At 33.2% G+C, this 23308-nt stretch carries 30 protein-coding genes; 1 reads left to right on the forward strand and 29 read right to left on the reverse strand.

From position 1 onward, the window contains the following. Window positions 1-2: 2 nt before the first annotated feature. The 29 genes from WFZ86_RS11565 to WFZ86_RS11705 form a co-directional block, all read right to left on the reverse strand. Complete coding sequence (locus WFZ86_RS11565) at window positions 3-1412, reverse strand: PP2C family serine/threonine-protein phosphatase (protein ID WP_342692055.1); 1410 nt, start codon at window positions 1410-1412, stop codon at window positions 3-5. Window positions 1413-1415: 3 nt separating this feature from the next. Beyond that, the gene (locus WFZ86_RS11570) at window positions 1416-2468 is read right to left on the reverse strand and encodes a TerY-C metal binding domain-containing protein (protein ID WP_342692056.1); all 1053 of its coding nucleotides are present in this window, start codon (window positions 2466-2468) and stop codon (window positions 1416-1418) included. Between the two features lies 1 nt (window position 2469). Continuing rightward, window positions 2470-2721: a hypothetical protein gene (locus WFZ86_RS11575; protein WP_342692057.1), complete on the reverse strand. Its 252-nt coding sequence runs from the start codon at window positions 2719-2721 to the stop codon at window positions 2470-2472. Beyond that, complete coding sequence (locus tag WFZ86_RS11580; RefSeq protein WP_342692058.1) at window positions 2722-3207, reverse strand: hypothetical protein; 486 nt, start codon at window positions 3205-3207, stop codon at window positions 2722-2724. It lies immediately after the preceding gene. Further along, window positions 3207-3842, reverse strand: coding sequence for a vWA domain-containing protein (locus WFZ86_RS11585; RefSeq protein ID WP_342692059.1), 636 nt, complete (start codon window positions 3840-3842; stop codon window positions 3207-3209). The genes WFZ86_RS11580 and WFZ86_RS11585 overlap by 1 nt, the downstream gene beginning before the upstream one ends. A gap of 159 nt (window positions 3843-4001) precedes the next feature. Continuing rightward, window positions 4002-4640, reverse strand: coding sequence for a vWA domain-containing protein (locus WFZ86_RS11590; RefSeq protein WP_342692060.1), 639 nt, complete (start codon window positions 4638-4640; stop codon window positions 4002-4004). Window positions 4641-4651: 11 nt separating this feature from the next. After that, window positions 4652-5065, reverse strand: coding sequence for a hypothetical protein (locus WFZ86_RS11595; protein ID WP_342692061.1), 414 nt, complete (start codon window positions 5063-5065; stop codon window positions 4652-4654). Beyond that, the gene (locus WFZ86_RS11600) at window positions 5065-5724 is read right to left on the reverse strand and encodes a TerD family protein (protein WP_342692062.1); all 660 of its coding nucleotides are present in this window, start codon (window positions 5722-5724) and stop codon (window positions 5065-5067) included. The genes WFZ86_RS11595 and WFZ86_RS11600 overlap by 1 nt, the downstream gene beginning before the upstream one ends. A 20-nt stretch (window positions 5725-5744) precedes the next feature. After that, on the reverse strand, window positions 5745-6296 hold the full coding sequence (locus WFZ86_RS11605; protein WP_342692063.1) for a TerD family protein: 552 nt from the start codon (window positions 6294-6296) through the stop codon (window positions 5745-5747). A gap of 9 nt (window positions 6297-6305) precedes the next feature. Further along, window positions 6306-7214 (reverse strand): hypothetical protein, encoded by a 909-nt coding sequence (locus tag WFZ86_RS11610; RefSeq protein ID WP_342692064.1) that lies wholly within the window; start codon window positions 7212-7214, stop codon window positions 6306-6308. Between the two features lie 94 nt (window positions 7215-7308). After that, window positions 7309-8397 (reverse strand): toxic anion resistance protein, encoded by a 1089-nt coding sequence (locus tag WFZ86_RS11615; protein WP_342692065.1) that lies wholly within the window; start codon window positions 8395-8397, stop codon window positions 7309-7311. 3 nt (window positions 8398-8400) lie between these two features. After that, window positions 8401-9009: a TerD family protein gene (locus tag WFZ86_RS11620; RefSeq protein ID WP_342692066.1), complete on the reverse strand. Its 609-nt coding sequence runs from the start codon at window positions 9007-9009 to the stop codon at window positions 8401-8403. A 4-nt stretch (window positions 9010-9013) separates the two neighbouring features. Continuing rightward, window positions 9014-9568 (reverse strand): TerD family protein, encoded by a 555-nt coding sequence (locus WFZ86_RS11625; RefSeq protein ID WP_342692067.1) that lies wholly within the window; start codon window positions 9566-9568, stop codon window positions 9014-9016. A 4-nt stretch (window positions 9569-9572) separates the two neighbouring features. Continuing rightward, window positions 9573-10379, reverse strand: coding sequence for a phosphoribosyltransferase family protein (locus WFZ86_RS11630; protein ID WP_342692068.1), 807 nt, complete (start codon window positions 10377-10379; stop codon window positions 9573-9575). A 2-nt stretch (window positions 10380-10381) separates the two neighbouring features. Then, window positions 10382-11047 carry an HAD family hydrolase gene (locus WFZ86_RS11635; protein ID WP_342692069.1) on the reverse strand — a complete coding sequence of 222 codons (666 nt, stop codon included), beginning with the start codon at window positions 11045-11047 and terminating at the stop codon, window positions 10382-10384. A gap of 65 nt (window positions 11048-11112) precedes the next feature. Next, complete coding sequence (locus tag WFZ86_RS11640; protein ID WP_342692070.1) at window positions 11113-11688, reverse strand: TerD family protein; 576 nt, start codon at window positions 11686-11688, stop codon at window positions 11113-11115. A 638-nt stretch (window positions 11689-12326) separates the two neighbouring features. Further along, window positions 12327-13130, reverse strand: coding sequence for an endonuclease/exonuclease/phosphatase family protein (locus tag WFZ86_RS11645; protein ID WP_342692071.1), 804 nt, complete (start codon window positions 13128-13130; stop codon window positions 12327-12329). 272 nt (window positions 13131-13402) lie between these two features. Then, window positions 13403-13810, reverse strand: coding sequence for a hypothetical protein (locus tag WFZ86_RS11650; RefSeq protein WP_342692072.1), 408 nt, complete (start codon window positions 13808-13810; stop codon window positions 13403-13405). 140 nt (window positions 13811-13950) lie between these two features. Next, window positions 13951-14853, reverse strand: coding sequence for a hypothetical protein (locus WFZ86_RS11655; RefSeq protein ID WP_342692073.1), 903 nt, complete (start codon window positions 14851-14853; stop codon window positions 13951-13953). A 6-nt stretch (window positions 14854-14859) separates the two neighbouring features. Next, window positions 14860-15330, reverse strand: coding sequence for a hypothetical protein (locus WFZ86_RS11660; protein WP_342692074.1), 471 nt, complete (start codon window positions 15328-15330; stop codon window positions 14860-14862). 18 nt (window positions 15331-15348) lie between these two features. Further along, window positions 15349-16770, reverse strand: a complete 1422-nt coding sequence (locus WFZ86_RS11665; RefSeq protein ID WP_342692075.1) for a phospholipase D-like domain-containing protein — start codon at window positions 16768-16770, stop codon at window positions 15349-15351. Between the two features lie 170 nt (window positions 16771-16940). Continuing rightward, complete coding sequence (locus WFZ86_RS11670; protein ID WP_342692076.1) at window positions 16941-17249, reverse strand: excalibur calcium-binding domain-containing protein; 309 nt, start codon at window positions 17247-17249, stop codon at window positions 16941-16943. A 2-nt stretch (window positions 17250-17251) separates the two neighbouring features. After that, entirely contained in the window at window positions 17252-17497 is a 246-nt protein-coding gene (locus tag WFZ86_RS11675; RefSeq protein WP_342692077.1) for a DUF4236 domain-containing protein, read from the reverse strand. 5 nt (window positions 17498-17502) lie between these two features. Continuing rightward, window positions 17503-17703 (reverse strand): hypothetical protein, encoded by a 201-nt coding sequence (locus tag WFZ86_RS11680; protein ID WP_342692078.1) that lies wholly within the window; start codon window positions 17701-17703, stop codon window positions 17503-17505. Between the two features lie 69 nt (window positions 17704-17772). Beyond that, on the reverse strand, window positions 17773-18831 hold the full coding sequence (locus WFZ86_RS11685) for a type I restriction endonuclease (protein ID WP_342692079.1): 1059 nt from the start codon (window positions 18829-18831) through the stop codon (window positions 17773-17775). Between the two features lie 94 nt (window positions 18832-18925). Beyond that, window positions 18926-19195 carry a hypothetical protein gene (locus WFZ86_RS11690; protein WP_342692080.1) on the reverse strand — a complete coding sequence of 90 codons (270 nt, stop codon included), beginning with the start codon at window positions 19193-19195 and terminating at the stop codon, window positions 18926-18928. Between the two features lie 133 nt (window positions 19196-19328). After that, entirely contained in the window at window positions 19329-19997 is a 669-nt protein-coding gene (locus WFZ86_RS11695; RefSeq protein ID WP_342692081.1) for a response regulator, read from the reverse strand. A gap of 8 nt (window positions 19998-20005) precedes the next feature. Then, window positions 20006-21727 carry a tetratricopeptide repeat-containing sensor histidine kinase gene (locus WFZ86_RS11700; RefSeq protein WP_342692082.1) on the reverse strand — a complete coding sequence of 574 codons (1722 nt, stop codon included), beginning with the start codon at window positions 21725-21727 and terminating at the stop codon, window positions 20006-20008. 45 nt (window positions 21728-21772) lie between these two features. Beyond that, entirely contained in the window at window positions 21773-21952 is a 180-nt protein-coding gene (locus tag WFZ86_RS11705) for a hypothetical protein (RefSeq protein ID WP_342692083.1), read from the reverse strand. Window positions 21953-22297: 345 nt separating this feature from the next. On the opposite strand from WFZ86_RS11705, the gene WFZ86_RS11710 reads away from it, so the two are divergent. Then, on the forward strand, window positions 22298-23152 hold the full coding sequence (locus WFZ86_RS11710) for a hypothetical protein (protein ID WP_342692084.1): 855 nt from the start codon (window positions 22298-22300) through the stop codon (window positions 23150-23152). The last annotated feature ends 156 nt before the right edge of the window (window positions 23153-23308 follow it).

Consider the following 23308-nt stretch of genomic DNA (forward strand, 5'->3'; position numbering starts at 1 on the left):
ACTTAATAAATTATAGCAAGGGTTCTGTCATCATGATTTCCCGGGCTCCAAAAGTCCATCCATGTCGAAAGTTGCTCATTAACATCGAGATTATTTTTATCAAAATCTACTTTGATTTCTTCTTCATTTTTTCCTTTTAAATCTTCTAGGAATTCATTCCATTTATCTATTTTTTCTAAATTGGCTTCAACGACAAATTTTGGATCGTAAATTCCGTCTGTCATTAGCATTAAATAAGAGAAATCGTCAATAAGTTTAAAACCGAATCGGGAAGAAAATTTATCATTCTGAAAAATTTCCGGCATGGTAATAAAACGCGTTCCGCCGCCATAATCGCCAACATCGAGCCAGTTCATTAATTTGATTTCGGTGAGATTCTTATTTAACAATCCGATTGGACAATCACCAACTCCAAATGTTAGAATGGCATATCCAAATTCATACTTTTTGACCAAAGCAAAAATTAAAGTGGCATGAAAATACTTCAGCTCTGTTTCGTTTTTTATCGCAAATTCTTCAATTTGCTGATGTGCAAAATGTGCTGCTTTAGAAAGATTCTGATACACAAAATGACTTATTTTTTTTGATGTTTCATCAGTTGCTTTTGCATGATGTTGAACCAAAACCTGATCAAATTCTTTTAAGCTTTCTACGTTTAAATTCTCTTCAAAATAATGAATAACAGATTCACAAGCTATTTTTGACCCTTTTCTTGATAATTTTGCGGAACCTGCACCATCTGAAACGGCCAAAATACTCCAACCAATTTCTTCAAGATTTTTAAACGCAAAATCATCTTCCCGAAAAGAACCTACATTGGCATGACTTCTTCCTCTTTTTGAAGCTACTACAATGCTTTTATCTAAAAAATTAGAGGCAACAGCTTCGTTATCCGCTTTCCAATAAGGATCATTTTTATCACTTTCCATGTTTTTCCACAACGATTTTGGATCAGGATTTATAATTAGTGTTATTGTTTTTTCATTTAAAACCGAATCTTCCGCCTCGTTTTCGATTCTAAATAAAATCTTTATTTTTAAATCACCGCTTATTTGAGGAATTCCAAAAAGTAATTCATCGGTCTCATTAAACTCAAGTCCTGTATTTTCTAAGCCTTTCATTTCAAAGAAAATAAAATCATTCCAACCCAAAGTATTGAAATCAATTTTTGCTTGATATTTTTTATTTACCGTACCATTTGGTATCGATACAGTCTGCATCAAAATATCATCAATTCTGTTTTTCAATATCCAATTTTGCATGATCATTTTTTGGTTTTCCTGAATTATTTGTACTGCATTGATATTCTTTTCATTCGCAATAAACGCATCAAAAAGAGCTGTTTTACCTGAAGGAATGTCAATTTTCTTTTGAGATAAAAAAGACTGAATATATCTCTTAGTCTCTTCCATGAATTATCCTTGTGTTCTGTTTACGTCAAATCCACCTTCACCATAACCATAGCTCCCTTGATTATTACACCACGGGCACGTACTTATATTTTCATCGCCTATGCAATGTATTTTACCACAGACGCAAACCGCAAAAGCAATTTGATTACCACAGCACGGACAAGTGGGGGCGCCAATTAGTTCTTCTGTGTTCACTTTATTGTTGAAATTTCCTGAATCGGCCAATTCAAAATACGAATTGTCAACCTGATAAGCGCCAATTAATTTGTAATTTTTAGACGATAATTCAATACCAGCATAAATAGACTCTGCAATTGTCTTACGGTATTTCATTAAATAGGGTCTTTTAGTATTTTGACATTTCCCGTTCAAAACCACAAAATTGTCATCTACATATTGACGATTGGGTTCAACTTTGGTTAAATCTATTTTCGAAAGGGTTTCTCCGTCTAATTTTGCTAATTCAAAACCACTTGAATTATTTTCGACGCTAATACTGCTGGTTTTTATGGAATCTGTTACCCATTTAAAAAACTCTTTGTATGATTGAACATTTGTGTTTTTAAAATGCAAAACATTCTCTGTAAGCTCGCCTAATAATTTTGTATCTGTTTCACTTCCGAAAGAGATTGCAATTAAATTAGCGGTTCTTTGCCAGTTTCGTTTCCATTCGTTTATTACTGCCTGACTGTCATCTGTAGGAACTCCGTCTGTAAATAAGAAAACAATAGGTTTCCAATCTCCTTTTACCTCATACGTTGTTTTAACGATATTAGTTCTTAATTCATACATTAAATGTCCTAAGCCTTTGCTTAAAGAGGTTCCGCTGCCAATTGGGAATTTTGGTGGATAAAAGCTCACGATTTCTTGCAAAGGGACAAGGGTTTTAGGTTGTCCAGCAAATACTATAATCGAAACAAAAACGGTTTCCAGCGCATGTGGATCTGTTTTTAAAGCCTGAATGATAGTAGCTAATCCTTCTTCAACCTGCTGAATTGGTTCTCCAACCATTGACTCCGAAATATCGATCAGAAAATATATGGGTAATCTTCTCATTTTAAAGGAAATTTAATAACATTAAAAAAATAATTAAAAGCAAAACCTGTGTCATATCAACAGCTAAACCAACTCCAACCTGAAAAGGTTGTATTATTGTTTTTAGAGAATTGAATATTGGAGAGAAAACACTATTGAAAAAATCAAAAATGCTTCGGTATTGTGGATTTAATTTGTCTTTGTACGGCAATAATTTGGAATACAAAAACAGACCTACAATCAAAATCTGAATAAAAATTTTTATAATATTCATTTATGAAACAGCTTTTAATAATTCGTTTGCAATTTCTTTAAAAACCAGTTCTTCAGCAGTATTTGTTTTTTGGGTACCATATACAGAAACACCATTGTTTACGGTCATAAAATTGATTGAAAAAGATGCGCCATAACATTTATTCCCATCATTATAAGGAATAGCATGCATTACTTTTATATACATACAATTTTGACGTGTAATAATATCATCTATGTAAAAATCATTTTGTACATAGCGATTTAGTAGAGTGCGTCTGGCATTTTCAATTGAAAAATTATTAATTCCGGCAGTTTTATAACAAATGTTCAAACTGTCAATATTCATGTTGTCTAATTTTTCTGCTTCTGTAAATTCAGGAATAACCTGATAAGTCGTATCCGTGTAAGAATTTGTGCTGCTACTGCCATATGATGAATTATCGGCTTTCTGAATTAGGTGCACAATTAGACCAATAACAGATATTATAATTGAGAGTACTTCCATTATATCACTACTATTATTTCGCTCGGAGGCGGCGGTAATGTTACACTTTCACCTGTTCCTTGGCTTTTATTTCCTTGTTCAATTGTTTCAGAAACCCATTTAAAAAATTGTTTTAAAGTTGAACTATCAGCAGATGCTAAATGCACAACATTATCGCTTAATTCTTTTAAAATTTCATCGTTAGCCATATGTCCAGCGGCGCAGCCTACCACTGCACCAAAACTCATATTTCGTATTTCCTGCGTTTTTTGTCTGTAAAGTTGAATGTCTGATGGTTTTCCGTCTGTAAAAACAAAAAGCAAGGGTTTCCAATCACCTTTTTGAGTTTCAGACCCTTTAATAACCTCTTTATTTACTTTTTGAATAACAAAATCAAGCCCTGCTCCAGTATTGGTAGGACCACTTTGTGGACAAGTAATTTCAGGCAGTTGAAAGTTTACCAGTTCGGTTAAGGGAACAATTTCTTTTACTTCACGATCATAGGTTATGATACTGATCCATAACGAATCTAAGGCCTGAGCATCTGAACGTAATGTGTTGATCATACCGCTTAGTGCGTTATTCAATGCTTGGATGGGTTCACCATACATAGAACCCGAAGTATCTAATAAAAAATATACTGGTAGTCTTCTCATATTACTTTTAAAAACGTTATAACAATGAAATTAGTTAACTTTCAAATGCGTTTTAGAATTTGAAAGACATGCTTGTCTTAGCATAACATCCTTAAAAAGATGTAATACTCAAAAGTGTATTTAATGTAAACGGCAATATAAACTCCGCCTTCTCAAAACTTAAACTACTATGTTTAATTCTGATGGTGGCGGAGGTAATTCTTTTAAATTTGTAAATTCTTTTCCTGAATCTTCAACTTTTGTTGAAGTTACACCAATGGAAGCGGTTACCCATTGAAAAAACTTTCCTATACTGGCACTATCAGCTGTGTTAAGACTTACTACGTTATCCGTAATTCGTTTCAAAATAGCGGTATCTGCACCTCCACCTGCTGCGCACGCAACTGTATAAGCCGTTGTTACTTTCTTAAACTCATTTAGACCACTTTCCCAATTATCCGTTGGTATTCCGTCAGTCATTATAAATACCAATGGTTTCCAGTCGCCTTTTTGTTCTGTAGTTGTTTTAGCGACTTCGGTTTCTATTTTATGAGTCAATAATCTTAATGCTTCTCCCAATGCAGTTACGCCAGTTGCTTTAAGGTCGACCATTTGAAAAGAAGCCAAATCGGTTAACGGAATAATTTGCTGTGCTGTTGTATCGAAGGTAATTACGCTTAAAAAAGCAGTTTCTATGGCCTGAGGATTTTGTCTCAATGCACTAATCATCATTTGAACACCATTTTTAACGGCTTCGATAGGTTCGCCAGTCATTGAACCAGATGTATCTAATACTAAGTAAACAGGCAGTCTTCTCATGGTTATGTTTTTTATACAGGAATATTATAAGTTGGTGTTTCAGTAGTATTGCCTGCCTGATTAGAGCTTTCAACACCATTAATATTATATGTATTTGTGTTTGCTTCAGGGTCATGCTGGGTTAAGTGACTCATAACCTCCGGAGTTAAATCTTTACCACCTACAATATGATGGTAAGCAGAACCTATTGTGTAAATTGGTCCCCATGGAATTCCCCACCAGCCCACAATTAAATTCAGAAAAACGTAACCATATGAATATTTAAATGTATTTTCTTCAGCTTTAATGAAATAAATATCTGAACTTCTTTTTAAAGTCATTAATATGAATGATACGGTATATGGAAATACAACAAATTTAGCTCCCTGTTGAACCATGTCTCTTATTTGTGAAACTCTTAGTCCTTCGATGTTTTTGATTTCCATTATAGGTAAGACTGAACAATTTTGTGGATAGTCTGCCCTAAAAATGTATCATCTGTTGGATCACCAATTGCACTGAATTTCCATTCGCCATTACGCTTGTACAATTTACCCATGATAATTGAACGTTTGTTTACATACTGTGCTTCTGCAGAAACGTTATACGAAGCAAATTCTGAAACTACTCTTGTTGGGGTTCCTTCATACATTCTGATTTTTGCATATGGAATTTGAGAGAAGTCTTCTTTTCCTGCATTATTTAAAAAGAAAAATATCTGATTTACTTTGGCATCAACTTTAGAAAGGTCTACGGTAATAATTTCATTATCCAAACCATCATCACCGCCTGTATCACCTGCAAGGTCATCACCGGTGTGTTTTAGAGCTCCGTCAACACTCAATAATTTGCCTTTTGGTAAACCAAACTGCTGTAATACTTCTACTCTGTATAGAGGGGAATACAAATGATCGCAAAGTTTATTTTGGTCGTCAATAAGTATGCAACTTAGATCTAAGTCTACTTCTGTTACGTTTTTTGATAATCCCAAAAATCCTTTTGTTTCAATTGCACCCCAGTTTACACCGACGCAAAAATTGGTTAATGTTTCACCGGTTGATTTTCGCAAATCAATTTTTTGTCCTTTGGTTAAGTTAATTGCCATACTTTTTAATTGGTTTTAAATTAATTATATTTATTCAAATAATCTTGTAAGCCACCTTTCATTCCTATTCCAACTGCTTCAAATTTCCACTCGTTGTTTCTTTTATAAATTCTTCCAAATTCTACTGCGGTTTCAATAGAAAAATCTTCGTCAAGCTCGTATTTTACCAATTCAGTGTTTGTCTGATCCAGAATTCTGATAAATGAATTTCTGATCTGTCCAAAATTTTGTCTTTTTGTGTCTGCCTGATGAATGGTTACTACAAAAGAAATTTCGTGTACCTCTGGAGAGATTATGGATAAATCAATTTGGATTTTTTCATCATCTCCGTCACCATCACCGGTTAAATTATCTCCTGTGTGAACTACCGCTCCGTCAGGTGATTTCAAATTATTGTAATAAACAAAATGGTTGTCATTGGGAATTTTTCCGTTTGCACCAACTAAAAACACTGAAGCATCCACATCAAAACTTGATCCTGTGTTGCTTGAATTACTATCCCATCCAAGACCTACAGTAAATTTTGGTGCATCAATACTTTGTCTTTGTCCTTTTTCTAAATTAATTGCCATTTTATATCTTTAATTAATATTTATATTCAACATTGTTTTTAAAATATTGGTTTGTTCATCAACATTTTGAAGTTCTTCCAGAAAATCTACTGATGAAATTTTTTCATGATATTCTTTTAATACTTCCAAAACATTTTCGGGCAGCGTTGTTTTGATGACACTAAGTTCTCTCTTCAGATTTGCATTTTTATTGTTTAAATCTCTTATGATTTCTTCTTTTGCGGAACCATTTCTTGAAACATCAATATCTTTTACGTCTTCTTCGTTCAAAAAATAAAATGATTTTTCATTGGCTACAAAAACAAATTTATCGTTGGAATCCCTAAACTCGTAAATTTCAATTATTTCATTATTACAAACCAGTCCGCATGAAAACTTAATTTTAAAATTCAGGATATTCAAACGCCCAAGTAGCTTTTTTTCAAATTTGGCGCATGTGTTTTCATATACGCTTTTATTTTGTTGCGAAAGTCTTTCGTACTGTTCAATAGTTATTTCCCTGTAATATTCGGCCTGAATACTCTGAGAAAAAGTCATTATGTCATTCCAATTAAAAAAAACATCTTTTTCAGAAACAAATAGCTGATAGAGCTCTTCTATTTTTCTGGACATATTCTGAGCATGCAGTTGCATTTGTTTCGCAAATTTGCTATCTACTATTTCCAGTTTCAATTTTGATAAAATATCTTCATTAATATATATTTCATCACTTATTAAAACATGTTGTTGTTCTTTTGATTTTTTGATTTTTTGAAACAAATCAATAAGACTACTTGTAAATTGAATATGAAAGAGTTCTAATTTATTACTATCTAATATTCTGTTTTTTTCAAAAAGGGCATGTATGATTTTTGTCCTTACCAAAATCCCGACAAGATCCTTGTGGTTAAAGAAATTGGATAACAATTCTAAAACCACAAGTTTTCTGTTACTGTCTTTTATTATTTGAAGATATCTCTCTTCTTCTTCCTCCCGCATTTATCTAATTTCCAATATTCAAATTTTGTAATCTCTAGCTTACAACGCCTTTCTTTAACTCTTGTTCCAGGCTTTGTAAACCAGCATCAAGCTGTCTTCTGGTTTCTGTTCCTTGCTCGTGAATTTGTTTCACTTCTGTCAAAGTATCGATCAAAGATTTTGTTGTCATTTTCAGCGTTTCCAAAGAAACAATAGTGTTTTCGTTTTCTCTGGCAACTTCAATACTATTTTGTTTTAGCATTTCAGCATTCTTTTGCAAAATCGTATTGGTTGTTTCAGATACTTTTCTTTGAATTTCAATGTTTTGTTTTTGTCTTTGAAGTGCCACTGCCAATGTTAATTGGTTTTTCCAAACCGGCATTGTTGTAGTAAGGATAGATTGAGCTTTCTCTGCAATTGAAGTATTATTATTTTGCACTACTCTAATTTGAGCTAAAGACTGTAGCATGATAAAACGCACAATTTTCATATCGGCAAGACGTTTGTCTAGTCTATTAATGAACGTCCTTTTATCCGAAATTTGATAATCCTGATACTGTGTACTATTGCCTTCCATTACAGCAAGTTCTTCGTTTAATTCCTTAAAGCGAATCTGACCTGCAATGATGTGTTTTTCCATTTCTTTAATAAGACCAACGTTACCGTCAAACATGGTTTGAAGTGCACTGTTATCTTTCACGGAATTGATCATTCCGGCTTTAACTTTGTTACTGATTTTGTCAATATTTACAGTGATCTTATCGTATTGCTGAAATAGTTTTTTTACGTCAACAACCAATTTATTAAGCAATGGGATTTTAGACAAAAATCTTTTAAACGGACCTTGATCCAGCTGATCAACATCTACATAATTCAATTCAGTTAGCAGATCGTTAATCAACGTTCCTACTTCTCCAGAGTTATATGTTCTAACATTAGTTAAGAAAGTATCACTTTGTTTTGCGATTGAATTTTGAATTTCTGCTCCGTAATTCAGAATCGAATTGGCATCATTTTCATTTAACTGATTCGAAATAGATTTGTAATTATTTGCATCAGCTTCTGTGATAGCAGTTAAATTTACGTTTCCATCTTTGTCAATCAAAGCGGTATTTTCCTGAGTAACTAATTGATTTTGCTCCATTTTTTATAAATGATTTTGTTGAATTGTAACGATAGTCTGTTCTAACTTTTTGTCATTTGTAGGTACTCCAACTGCACTAAATTTCCATTCGTCATTTCTTTTATAAAACACTCCTAAAACCATAGAAACGTTTCCTGCAAAAGTAGCATCGTTTGCTATATCAAAACGTGCAAATTCTTGGCTAACTTTAGTAGGTGTTCCTTCGTAAATACGGATAGAAGCGAAAGGAATATCTTTAAAATCCTGTCCTCTAAAACTGTTTATAAAAAAAGCGACATGGCTTGCTGCAGGTGTTAATTGTGAAAAATCTAAAGTGATAACTTCATTGTCAAGACCATCGTCTCCGTTTAAATCACCTGTTAAATCATCTCCGCTGTGTTTAATAGCACGATCATTTGAAATTAGTTTTCTGAAGTTAACAGAATCGATATGATTTTTTTTATCGTCGTAAACGGCGCAGCTTGCATCTAAATCTACAGCTTCTTTTTTTGAACCAAAGAATCCCTTTTTTTCAATTGCTCCCCAATTTACTCCAACACAAATATTTTGTAATTTGGTTCCGTTACTTTTTTCAAGATTTATACGTTGTCCTTTTTCTAAGTTAATTGCCATGTTTTTAGTTATATTTATTTAAGTAATCTTCTAATCCGCCTTTCATTCCAACGCCAATAGCTTCAAATTTCCATTGTCCGTCTTTATTGTAAATTCTTCCAAATTCTACAGCGGTTTCAATAGAAAAATCTTCTTCAAGCTCATATTTCACCATTTCAGCATTGTTGCTGTCATCAACAATTCTTATAAATGAATTTCGAACTTGTCCAAAATTTTGTTTTCTATCTATTGCATCATGAATAGTAACCACAATACAAATTTCTTTTACTGCTGGATTTATTTTTGTTAAATCAATTTTTACTTGTTCGTCATCTCCATCTCCATCACCAGTTAAGTTGTCTCCTGTGTGAATTACTGATTCGTCTGGAGATTTTAAATTATTATAAAAAACAAAATGAGAATCAGATAAAATTTTTCTGTTATCTCCTAGTATAAAAACAGAAGCATCAAGGTCAAAGCTAGAGCCCGTGCTACTATTATTAGTATCCCATCCTAAACCAATTGTGAATTTTGGGGCATTTATATTTTCGCGTTGCCCTTTTTGTAAGTTGATAGCCATAATTTTAATCTATTTTTATTACATTAATATTTGTTTTGTATTCTAATATCTGGTGATAGTTATTGCTTATAGCCAAATGAAATAATTCATCACTTTTTTTGGAAGAAATGCTATTGATTAAGAAATAGAATTCATCTTCATTTAAACTTAAAATAAATTTCACTATTCTGGTATTGTATTGAAAGTTTTCACTGTTTATTACCGAGATGATATCTTCAACATTTTTAATATCAAAGTAGTTATAATGATTTTCAATATTAGGATGAATGTCTTTATTGACCAATTCTGCGAAGTAAACAAAAATAAAATCTCCGTTTACATCATATTGATTCAATATCTTGTTTACTGTATGCTCATGACTTCCGGTTATTTTAATATCATCTACAAAAATGCAGAGTTTATTATTAATGAAATTTCGATCAATATAATACGTATCGTTAGATATTAAATTTACCCTTTCGTTAAAATCTAAATTCCCATAATCGGTAACGTAAGTTTGATTACGATAGATTTTTGATTCAATACTAGCTTTTTTACCATTCCTAAATAAAAAGCTGTTTAATTCTTTTTTAAAGTAGTAACATAAAAAGTTTGAAGCAGTTGGTATAGACAAATAGGGACTTGGTAAAATGACAATTTCCTCCTTTGAAAGCAGTAATTCTCTACATTGATCTATAAATCCTGAAAATAGTTCTTTGGCAAATTTTTCTGCATAGAATTTGTCGCCAAATTTAAATCGGCTGTACTCATTTTCTTTAAATGGACAATTATCTTTGTCAATGATTTTATGTAAGCTGTAACGTTTATTCACTTTTAAATTTTTAATAGATGTGCATCAAATCCAAAATTGATTGCGCCATTATAATCTGCAATACTATTATCTCCTATGTGTAACACTTCGTTTTTTTGTATTTTTTTTGATTCTTTTACCTTATCAAAAACCAATTGAAAAATTTCTTTATTAGGTTTTGAAAATCCAACTTCGTCTGAATAAATTTGAAAGGAAATAAAATTTGATAATTCATAATGAGAAAGCAGTTTCCTTAAACTTTTCCCTTTTATGAATCCGGTATTGCTTAGTATGTTGATTGATTTTCCTTCTGTTACAATCTTTTCAAATTGAAATTTAATGTCTGGAAAAATTAATTCTGGTTTATTATTAAAAAATAAAACTTCTGTTTCATCATAAAATAATGCTAACCTTTCTAAGCTATTTGATTCTAAATTCACATGGAGAGAACCCAATATTAAGTAATAAATTTCATAAGTACTTAAGTTAGATCCTGTTTTTTCGTTGATAGTATTACAAAGAACATCATAATGTCTGATTGTTTCAGATATTTTTTCGATAGTTGCATTAATTTCAAAAAAATCTTTAAACAACTGATTTCTCTTTCGTTTAAATTCAGGGTTAGATCGTATTAATGTTAGCCATAAATCAAATGAAAAATGGTTGTAATTTGTATAATTTAATTTCAAAATTTATTTTTAAAAGGGATCTCGATGTCTTAGTTTTGGGGGCTGATTATTAGGTTTTTAAAATATTATTTTATTATTTCTCCAGAAAAATATTTTTCTAGAAAAAATCCTAAATCTGCTTTATATCCAATTCCTGAAGCTTCAAATCTCCACTGATTATTTCGTTTGTAAAGCCTTCCGAATTCAACTCCCGTTTCAATTGAAAAGTCTTCGTCTAATTCATATTTGGCAATTTCTTGCCCATTTGCATCATCTACGATTCTAATATACGAATTTCTAACCTGACCAAAATTTTGTTTTCTTCTCTCAAAATCTTCAATAGTAACTACAAAAAGAATTTCTTGGACATTTGAATCAATTTTACTTAAGTCTACTTTTATTGCCTCATCATCATCTCCGTCGCTGTTACCGCCAGTTGGGTCATCTCCGGTATGCTCTAGTGCACCGTCAGGAGAGTTTAAATTATTGTAAAAAACAAAGTAATTCTCATCTAGAAGTTTACGATCAGCATTAATCATGATTGCTGATGCATCTAAATCAAATTCATGACCTGTTCCTTCATTTGGATCCCAGCCTAATCCTACAGAAATTCTGGACAGACCAATATCGATTTTTTGTCCTTTTTGTAAATTTATTGCCATTTATTTATTTTTCAATTTTTATTACATTGAATGAGCCATTCAAATATAATTACTTTCGGATAAAAAAAATCAATCGCTTTGAAATTTATTTTAACAATCTTCTGTCAATTTTCGCTTTTGCCTAAATGTTTTAGAATTCTTTCTTCTAAGAACAGTATGGCTATTGCTTTATTTTTTTAGATAAAGAACAACTATTACAGACTTTAGTGAAATGGCAAGAAGTGTGATGAAAAATTATCAAAAAAAGCGTTTCTGTTTTTTTATTTAACCGGCTCAACAGGTATTCGTCGAATGTTATTAAGTTAAGTTTTTTTAAATCATTTAGACGAAGACAACACCTTAGTTCAGCGTAGCTAAATCACATCAAGTGAGTTACTAGAGTGGTTGCTTCGCTAATTCGCTACGCAAGTTTCCTCATTATCTAGGAATGATAAAATGAAGGCTGGATATGCTTAACTTAAAAACATTAGGTACTCATCTGTGACGAATAGTTACTTACATTAAAAGATAAAGTAGTGTTTGCAGGACAGTTAAAATAGGGAAGGCTATTTCAATAACGGAGCGCGTCTTTTTACTATCTGAATACACCAGATTTGGAGTTTGGAATTTAGAATTTTAATTTGGAATTTTATTTTCTTCTATTTCAATTCAAATGTCATCCAAATAGGAACGTGATCCGAAATTTTTCGGGCGTCTTTCAAGCTAGAAAAAGCAGTGTAGAAGGGAAGAATTCCAGATTGGTAGACCTTGGTTTTGGAAGAATGATAAAAGAAATTGTCGAATTCTGAAGCCAAACAAGCGTTGTGCTGACAAGCTCTTTTCAAGGAGGTTTTTTGCCCTTTCAAAGCGGAGTCATAACCCATTTTCTTCAAGGGAGTAAAAACAGAGTGGGATTGCGGACAGTTGAAATCACCTAAAAACAAGAGGTTCAATTGCGGGTATTCAGCAGGTAATAACTTAAAATATTTGATTTCTCGTTCGGGTTGTTGGCTTTTGGTAATGGCATGAAAATTAACGAGAGTGACTTCTTTTTGGTTGATTATAAAAGTGGCCAAATACGGTTCGCGGTCTATTTCGAGTTGGAAGTTGGACTCCAACCACGGTTTCCCTTTCAGGCGGGCGCGACTCGTTTTCCATAAATACGCATATCGTTCCGTTTTGTAAGCACTGCTGCTGGTGGGATCGCTGATGGCATAGTCCCATTTTGCTCCTTTGCGGTTCAATTCGTCTGCTAATTTAGCCACGGTTTGCGCACCACCATAACCGGCCACGACTTCTTGTAGGGCTACGATATCATAGTCTTTGACAGTAGTAGCCATAAAGCTAATCTCACTATTGGATTTAGATTGCCCTAAATTTTCGATATTCCAAGACAAAAGCCGAGTTTGAGCATAAAAGGAAGTACATAAAAGTAAAAGAAACAGGCTGTAGGTCTTGTTCATGAATGGGGGAATTTGGCCCCCAAAGATAAAGATTGTAAAAGAAACATCAGTCTTCCCAACCACAGAGAGAAAGACCAAAATTTTCGGCTTGCGAGAGACTTACTTTGACAGTTTCATGTTTACAGGCACTTAGACCGCGACAAGAGGCCGTAAGATGGTATTTCTTGGCGCCTTTTGGACCGCAAAGGTATACTTGAGTAGTCACAAAAGTACTCGCGAAGAGGCTGATACAATAGAGAATTGCAATTGATTTCATTTTTATTGAATAAAGATTAATGGACTCTCAACTCATAATAGCGTCCTCGTTGGTCTTTCCCTTTTAGTACGCCATAATCGATCCATTCTACTTCTACGGCAAGCGTATCTTGGTTTTTGTCGATGAGAATTCCAGCGCCATATTTTCCTTTGATGTTGATCAAGCCGGTGATGGAGTCTTTGGTCTCATTCAGCCCATGTACTTGGTATTGGTACTCATAATTTCCAGATGTCCCTGTGCGGTATTCGTATTGATATACCGTGTCCCGATGGTACGTTTTTGCTTCCTCTGGCGTAAGGGTTTTGACGTCATCTGGAGTGATTTTCTCTTGATAGAAAGATTGGACTTTAGGCTGAGTGGGCTGTTTTTGGCAGGAAAGGATGCAACTGAGAAGAATGAATATTAACAAAGTATGTTTTGTCATTATCAAATAGATTGATTATCGATAAATTTTTAGTAAAACGTAGTGTTTAGTTTGAAAGAACTGCTTTTAGTAGAATATCTAGATTTTATCAAATCTTAATTGAGTCAATATTTCCAATGTTAAGTTTTATTTTTGAAGATTTAATACTTTTTCCATTCAAAACTTTTAAAGTTGCTTTCTGTCGCCCATTTACGCCAAACTTCCTCAAGAATTTCATTATCTCTCAGTCCTCTCGGATTTGTATAAATTTGTAATCTAGTGTTTTTATCTCTTTCAGCTGTTTCTAAAACGTGAAGATTGATAAACTGATTTTTTTCGTTTTTTACTTTTGGTAAGCATAGCGAAATATTCTCTTTAAGTGCAGTTACTACATCAACTTTGTTAATTATGCAATATTGTCTTATTTTTTCTATTTCTGGATTTCCGAAATAAAACTGATTGTTAGAGTTTTTTCCTCTATATTCCAAATAGCCGTCAGTGAAAATGTAAATGTGATTGTCGTAATTGATAAATGTTGAATCTATGCCATTAGTCAAAACCGTGTTTTTCTTGATAATTGGCTTGTTTTCAATTTTGTCAATAGTAACGCTAATTAAATCTAAACCTTTATTTCGTATGTTATCGTAGGCATTTTTTACTTTCTGTTTAAATATCCCAGCTTCATATTTCAAGCCGTTGTTTTGATACTTGCCTGTTGAGTTGATAAATTGTTGTTTTGCCCCTAAATCTTTTATTTTATCAATATCAATACAAGCAATAGTTTCGTCTGAAAACGTAGAAAATGAAATACAAGATTTATCGCCAATTTTCGCACCTGGCTTTACACATTCGTCATTGAAAAATTTGAGAATTTTATCAATCTCGTTTATATCTTTTGATGGATATTGTTGATTGGGAATATTACCGTTTATTGTTGGCTTAATTCTATCAGACAAATCAGATAAGATGATGATGTTTTGATACGTCAAACTTTTTTTTTGGGCTTCGGGCATACAAGATTTCAACAAAATTAATGTCCCAAGAAACGCTAAAAACTGCTTCATTTATAATTAAAAATTATTGTTGGTTATTACTTGTTCAATTAGTCTAACTCTGTTTGCTACTTCTCTTTCTGCGTATAGTTCAGGCAAGTATTCAATATATCCCGATTTATAAGCTGTTGAAACACTATTTAAAATTTCATCTGTAAATATTTTGCCACTAGTTATTCTTGTGATAAAATCATCATAAATTGCTCTTATGTTTTTCAGCATCTCTGTGAAAATATTTTCAATATTATTCTCTTGGTTATTTATTTCTCTTTCTAATCGCTCCAATTCAGTATTTTTTTGCTTTAATAAATCTTCCTTTTCTTTGATTCTATTAGAAAGAAGTTCTTTTTGTAAATTAAGATCGAGTAATGCTCTATCTAATATTTCTATTTGCTTATTTTTTTCTGCATCAACAGTTTCTCGCTGTGATTTTCGGTAAGCATTTACAATAGCTTCAATTATAAAGTGAGTGATTATTAAAGGTAACATACCGAAAACAAAGATTAGTCAAAATTCACCGTGTGCAGGGACTTGCCAAATTTTTAGTTGGGATTCTTGACCAATTAATAAATTTTTTATCTCATCTGTATTCATTGCAACCATAATAGATACAACAATATCAAATACCAAAATGCCTACCCAAAAGCATAATTTATTTACCCATTCTTTTTTACTGCCAATTAATTTTAGATTAGATAACAACACAGGAATTAAAAAGAAAAACAAAGCCATTATGCCAAATAATGCCCCTTGTGTTGTGAATATTTTCAGAATTGCATTTGCATCTACAATTTGAGGAAGACCAGGATTTACACCTGCTTCTAACGAATTTCGAATAATGTTTCCTTCAAAAAACACTTTATACATTGCTGATGCAAAAAACATTGATAGATAGAATACTAAAATACCCAAAATAACTATCTTGAAAATTGTTCCTACTGTCCAAAATTTTGTTATCACAAATGATGATTCTAAAGAATTTCTTTCAAATCTATTTTTTTCAATATCGTTGTTGATTTGTAAAAGTCCTTTTTCACCTGTGATTAGATTGCCCGATTCAAAAATTGATTTTTCTTGTTTTATTTCCGAAATTTTTGAATTAAGTTGTCTCAATTCAATTTCGTGATTTGATTTTACGGCTTTAAGTTCATTTTTTTTGTCAATTTCTAATTCAGCTTTTTTGCTTTCTAATGCTGTATTGATGTTTTGAGTTATTACATTTTTTTTACTACTCAAAGTATCATCTGTTGCAAACGTTTTTATTTGTTCTTTGATTTCTCCATAGTTTGTGCTGAAAATCTCTATATTCCCTGCGCTATCCTTTGAATTGTCATAACCTTGCGTTCTGTAACTTTCTGTATCTATGTTGGCTGTTGCATATACAAGATTTTGCAATTGTTGAGAAAAAGAATCAGTCGTATTTATTGGTTGAATAACTTTTGTTTTTGTAATAACTTGCTCCATTGGGTTTACCGAATTGATATTTACGTCTATTTGATGGTCAATATTATATTTAAGTCTTTCAAATTCAGCAAACAATTGTCTGTATGTATTTGGGTCGTCTGATACTTGAATGTTCTCAACATTGTTGTTGCTTGCGTTGTAGGAATAGTTGTAAGAACCGTTAATAGTTAATGTGTTGTCAATGAGGCAAAATTTATGGTGCATCATTCCACGCTCATCGCCAGTTTCAAATGCGTGAATACTGACATTGTTATCCTTAAACATTTGCTTAACCGTTTCATTTTGAGCATTTGAGGATAATATTATGTCAACATTAATAGTTCTGTTTTTTGCAGCAATAATTGCATTTGCAATATCTCTATCTGTAAACCAAGCCATTGCAAGAAAAATGTTTTGATTTGCTTTTTGAATTTCAGAAATAATTCTCTGTTTGATTTCTGCTCCGTTTGTTATGATGTCATTCATTTTATATTTAATTTTTTGAATATTCGGTTTCTAAAATTTCGGTTGTTTCATATTATCCTGTTGAAACAACATTTGCAATTCTAAAATGTCAAAGTTATCATCGGCTAAAGCCATTTGATAAAGTCTAAGAAAATGGCTTTTTAATTCTATTGTTATCATTTTTAAAATATTTATTTAGATAAATTTTCGCATGCAATTCCATCATTATCAGCATCTAAATTTTTATAGCACTCTTTATTGCTATTATAAATAGATTGTGCTTGAGCTTGAGTTGTAAAATCAGAACAATTTTTGCTAGGACAGTTTGTTTTATTAGACTCTTCAGAACATGAAATTGCTAAACCAAAAAGCGCCATTATTAGAAATATTCCTACGCATCCTTTATTGTTTTTAATTGAATAAGGACTTGATTTAGTACTAGTATAATGCCCTTGAACATACGTTCCGTCTTTTTTATAATATCCTTTTCTATAGCCCATGATTATTGATGTTTTATTATATAAATTAAAAATGTTATGATCCCTATTAAAAAAATCCCAGTACAACCACTTCTGCTAGATTTGAAGGTGTTATTGTATGAAACACCTGGAATTCCTGTTTTCGCTGATATTTTTTTATTGCTTATTGAGCCAAATTGAGTTCTTAAACTAGGAGATATACCAGACTTACTTATGTTTAATCCGAATCCACCTCCTAGATTTATTCTTTTTTGAAATTTAAATCCCATGATTTTTAGCTTGTATGACAGGCATTTGAGCAAGTATAACAGCCATTGGATTTTGTATATGTTTTCTTCGCTTCTCTAACTGCATCATTACAATTTGAAAATTGTCCTAAGTATTTTTTATCAGAAGGAATATAAATGCAATCACTAGTATGAACTTCATGATCTCCGTTTGATTGCGCTTTGTTGTTTACATAATAAGTTTTCATATTTTTACTTTTTTAATAATTGCCTACTATTTACAGGGTTTTCGGCTATTCCCTTTTTTTGGTTATATATTAATTATTCTCAACTTCATATAATCCCACTGTCTCCAACAACTCTTTTTCAAACAAATAGATGTCATCGACAGTTTGGATAGATTGGCGGATTTCGCTTTTGTCAGCCTTGAAAAGACCAAGGTATTTTTTGCCACCGTTGAGGTGTAATCGGCATAAGGGTTTGCGGTTATTGTCGTCGAGGAGAATGCCAAAATACGATTGGGTGTCACGGTATACGATGCGTTGGGTGGGGAGTTTGCGACGGAGTATGGCCACGACAATGCGGTACCCTTCAAGTTCTTCCTCACTAGTGATTACTTTGGATTCTTCGACTTCTTCGATCTGGTCTTTTTCTTGAATAATGACCTCTTTGTTCAAGGCAAAATGGAGACGTTCATTGATCTTTTCGCCTATCAATTGTCCGTAAGCTTTTTGAACCAGTTCTGTAAATTCGTCCATTACTTTTTCGGTCAAGCGACCGCTGTATAGTTTGGAAGCAAACAACCGTACAAATTCAGGAGAAGGATTTTGTATCTCCAAATCAATTTGTTTTCGGATTTCTTTGATGTATTTCAAAGAACTGGCATTGTCTAGAATTTTGTTGACATCAAAACTGGATTTGTGAAATTTGGCAATTTCATTGACCGCAGGATCTTTCAATGAGCAAATGTCAAATTCAAAAAAAGGCTTTTGGTCCATTTTGTTTTTTTCATCCAAATCGGTAAAAAATTGATAGTGAATACCATTGGTGAGTAAAGCAAAACGTGTTTTCGAGACATGAAAATACCGAAACAGTTGGGAGTTATGAACACTCAGATTTTCTTTCCAATTCTTGCATTCAATAATCAAAATGGGTTCGTCGTTCTGAATAATGGCATAATCTACTTTTTCGCCTTTTTTTAGCCCTAAATCAGCGGTGAATTCAGGAACAACCTCAGTTGGATTAAAGGTGTCATATCCCAAAAGTGTGATAAAAGGCAGTACAAAAGCATGCTTGGTCGATTCTTCAGTTTCAATCTTATCTTTTAGCAAATTAATTTTGTCCGCTAATGATTTTAGTGCCACTTGTAATTCCATAGTTGTTTTTGTATCAGGTTAATAATTGTCCAAACTTAAATCCATTACAAATCAATTCCTTACGGTTTTCCTCATTGGGTAAAAAAAAGTTGATTTATAATACTGGTAACGCTGCTTTTCCTTTTCTTTTTCTATGCGAACGCTTGCTTTTAGTAGAAAAGTTATTGTGGGGTTGGAATACTTTCGATATAGGCAAATGGGTATATGAAGGGAAAACATAAGCTCCTTTGGGAAGAGGAGAGGATAAACTATCCCCGTCAATTGAGGAGGAGAAAGGTTTAGCTACTTTTCCTTTGGCACAAACCATAAAAAAGGAAAACAACAAGAAACAAACTAACGTTTTGGTACAGTGAGAAGGTGACATAGGGAAGTAGCTTAGCGTTATTTTTGAATACAATCAAAAATAAGAGGCTATCTAGCGACTTCCTTACGGAAAACCGTAAAGGGATGTTTTTTTACTACAGCAACTACTTATTGGAGGAAGAGGGTTTCTCTTTTTAAATCAAGCCTAAATCTTTGGTAATCGACACCAAGTGGGTCGTATTAAGTGCCTTGAAGTAGATTTTGAGTTTACTGATGCGCTTTTCGATGGTGCTTTTGCTGTTAGGCGTAATGCCGGCTTGTTTCAAGACCGATTCCATGGCTTCTTGAGAAACGCCTTTCGAGAGATAGTCCAGCAATTGAATGTCATAATCATCTATTTCATTGACCAATTTATTCTGAAAAATATATTGTAAATCTGCGGGTAAATAGGTAGCGTCATGATTAGCCACGGCTTCTACGGCTTTGCGTAGCTCGATGATAGTGTTGCGTCCTTTCATGACAAAACCGTTAATGCCCAAATGGTCAAACAACGATTTGATGCGATAGGATTTGTCTTCAATAGAAAAAGCAATGATTTTGATTTCGGGAAATAATCCTTTTACGGCTTCGATTAAGGCTTCACCCGAGGTGAGTTGGTTCGTGCGATGGTCAGCTTTGAAAGACAAATCGGTAATCAATAAATCATAAGGCGCATGGTCTAAATAGCCTCTCTTGAGTTTGAGCAAGGCATCATCACAATATTTGGCAAAATCAATTTGAGGTACAGCTAAGGCTTCTAGTACACTGACTGCCGCTACATCATTGAAATCAATATCATCTACAATTAAAACTTTTTGGAACATAGTAGGTTTTATTTAGGGAATAGTAGTTCGATTTTTAGCCCTTTTGAGTGGCTAGGGTCAAAAATAATACTTCCGCCAATGGCACGAATACGGTTTTCCACATGGTGAAGTCCATTTTTTGAAGGAATGGGATGGGGCATACCAATACCATTGTCTGAATAATGCACCAGGAACGCTTTGGCATTGATTTCAAATCGCAATACTACAAAGGAACCTTGGCTGTGCTTTTTCATGTTGACCAAGAGTTCTTGCAATACCCTATACAGCGCAATTTTTTGCTCCTCTGCTATTTTGTCCCAAGGAATAGTACTGATGTCTTTTACAATGACTTGTACTCGAGAAGACGAAAAGCCTGAAAGCATTTCTTTTAGCGCCATTTCGTAGGAATCACCCGTACCTATGGCACTGTTTTCTCGGGATATATTGCGTGTTCGAGTGTAAATTTTATCCAAATTATCCAATAGTGTTTCTTTTTGAATAGGGTTGTGCAAGTCTTGGGTTTCGGCAAAAGCAATAGTTTGATAGACATCATTGGCCAACTCGTCGTGCAGTTTTTTGGCAATCCGAGTTTCGCTCTCATAAATAGCGGCTTGCTTTTCTTTTTTGCTTTTATTTTTCTGATAAGAATACAAAATTACCACCGCGATCAGCACTAACAATAGTATAAAAAACAGTAAATAATTGTTGAATCGTTGTTGGGCTAAGGCCAAGTCATTTTCTGCTTTTTCCGCTTTTAATTGTAAATTCTCATTGCGCTCTTGAGTCGCATCGTATTTGATTTTGGCAAACTGATTTTTAGCGATTTGCTTGACTTTACTAATACTATCGTTGAGTTGTAGGTAGTGTTTAGTGTAGTTGCGAATTTGCGATGGTGTACTTACTTCCATCAAGAGTGCTAAAGCCAACAAACGATCTTCAGTACTCTGGATGGCAGTAGCTTTGGTATAGGATTGTTGGGCATAGGTAAAAGCCAATTGGGGTTGGCTCTTTTGATAGTATTTTGCCAAATTACTGTAACTGGTAATCAAGCCATAATCAAATTGCAATTTTTGGTGAATGGCTAAGGCTTTCTTTAAATAAGCACCACTTCTGGAATCTTGGATTTTAAAATAACAAAAGCCTAAATTGTCCAAGACTCTGGCTTGATGCTCCAAATTATTCTGTACGATAGATGATCGAGAGAGAACAGTCAATAGTTGAATGGCTTGCTTGTAGTGCTTTTGTTCCATATACACCACAGCAATGTTGTTTTGAATGATTGCTTTTTGTAGCGGTGTATCGGCCAAGGCACTCGCTTTTTGATAATACTGAATGGCATTGGCGTAATCAAATAAGTTTTTGTAGTTAATGCCTAAGGTGTTGTAAATCGCCACTTTGTATTGGGCTTCAGTATTTTTTTGAAAAAAGGGTAGGGCTTCGGTAGCGGTAGCTTCACTACCCACATAATCGCCTTGCGTTTGCTGAATAGCTGCCATTTTGAGCAAGGAATAGACTATTTTATCCCCTTCGGTTTTGGTACTGCTTTGCGTTCGAATTTGATTGTAGTAATAGTAAGCGCTGTCGTAAACGCCCTTGGCATAAAAATCTTCTGCTGTAGTAATATATTGATGATAAGCGCTAACAGGAGTTACCTCGTTTACAGTAGGAGTTTTGCGAGTACAAGAAAAGAAAAAACATCCCAACAACAGTTGGATAATAAAAAACGGGAAATGTACTTTTTGAAGTATCATTTCCCGAAAATATCAAATTAATTCCAATTAATGGAGCATCATCTTTTATTTTTTTGGAGGGGTGGTTGGGGTTTGTCCACTTGAATTCCCGCCCGTACCATCGCCATCATCGGCTAGGACTGAAGAGGTTGCAGAAGGCGTACTTGGTTCTATTTCATCATTGGTGCAAGAAACAAAGGCCATAGTAGACAATAAAAAACACGAAAGGATAACTATTCTTTTCATTAGATTTGATTTAAAAATTAGACATAGGAAGGGCGGTTCGATCATGAAATCGAAGATTTTGGATAAGGAGTGTTTCCTTAAAAGCCCTTTGGATTACTACTACTGGGAAGTGAAGTGTGCTAAAACAGTTGATCCAGAATTTATACTTCCCAGATAAACCTAACCCGCTGTTTAGCAACACTTTTTTTTGAACTAGTTTTGTACATTTGTTCTTATCGCGAAATAGAACAAGAACTAATTCTGTAGCAAAGGAATGTCGTTTGTGTTGAATGATTTCAATGGAATTCCAGTAATTCTAGTAATTCCAATAGTTTCCATTAAATGTTAATTAATTCCAGTAATGATATGAGTAAAATTATTTTCGATGATTATAAGAGGACTATTAGAACTCAATATGAGAAGAAGAAAATGGAAGATATCACCGGGATTCTGATGAATCCAAGTCCTGCGCAACTTCGTAATTTGTGTTTAATTCTTTTTGATCAGTCCCTTTCCAATAATGATGAAATAACAATGAAAAACTTTTTCTCTGTAAAAGAAAAAGAGGGTTTGAGAAAGGCTATTGAGAAATGTGAAATAAGTAGATTTAGACCTATACGATCTTTTTTGTTGGGTGAAAAAAATTCAGATGATATTGGGAGAATTGATATGGGAGCCATTCTCGTAGATTTTAATCCAAGACCTTTTAGTAATTTTTTAGCAAATAAAAAGAAGGAGATAAAAATAAAGGAAGATTCTTTACAAGACATTAAATGCAAAAAAGAAGATCCGGTACTTTCTTTAGTTTCTGAAGTTGGTAATGAGATAAAAGGTCTTCCGGAGAAATCAATACTCAACCGTTATAAAAAGGCATTGACGAAAGTTGCTCTGTTGTGCAGTGTAGGAATAGGGGTGGTCACATTACTCCCTAAAAAAGAATGCATGCAGTGGAATACCAATCATTATGAAGTAGTAGATTGCTCCACAGAAAGCAGTAGTTTTTTAGACCCACGAATACCAATAAACAAAGATAGATTAGATTTAAAAAAATTGGATCCACAGACTATAAAAACCTATTTTGAAAATGGCAACCCAATAATTTGGTACGCTAAAAACGGGGATGAAATAGAACTCTTCAATCAGCCAGGTTTGCATCCCACCACAGACAAAACGCTAAAACCTATTACTCCTTATATTATCAATAAATATCTTAGAGAGTAGTAGCTGTAATTTGCTTGAGTAGGATTGGTCGTTTAAAGAGGTAGAATAACTAATCTTGAATTAGGCTTAGTAATAAATAAAAAACAGAGGATATTTGAAGGGGATAGGATTTTGAAAATTTTAGTGAAGTATTTATTGGAAATTACTACATGAAGA

It is taken from the genome of Flavobacterium polysaccharolyticum (assembly GCF_038739875.1).
GTDB classification, from domain to species: Bacteria; Bacteroidota; Bacteroidia; order Flavobacteriales; family Flavobacteriaceae; genus Flavobacterium; species Flavobacterium polysaccharolyticum.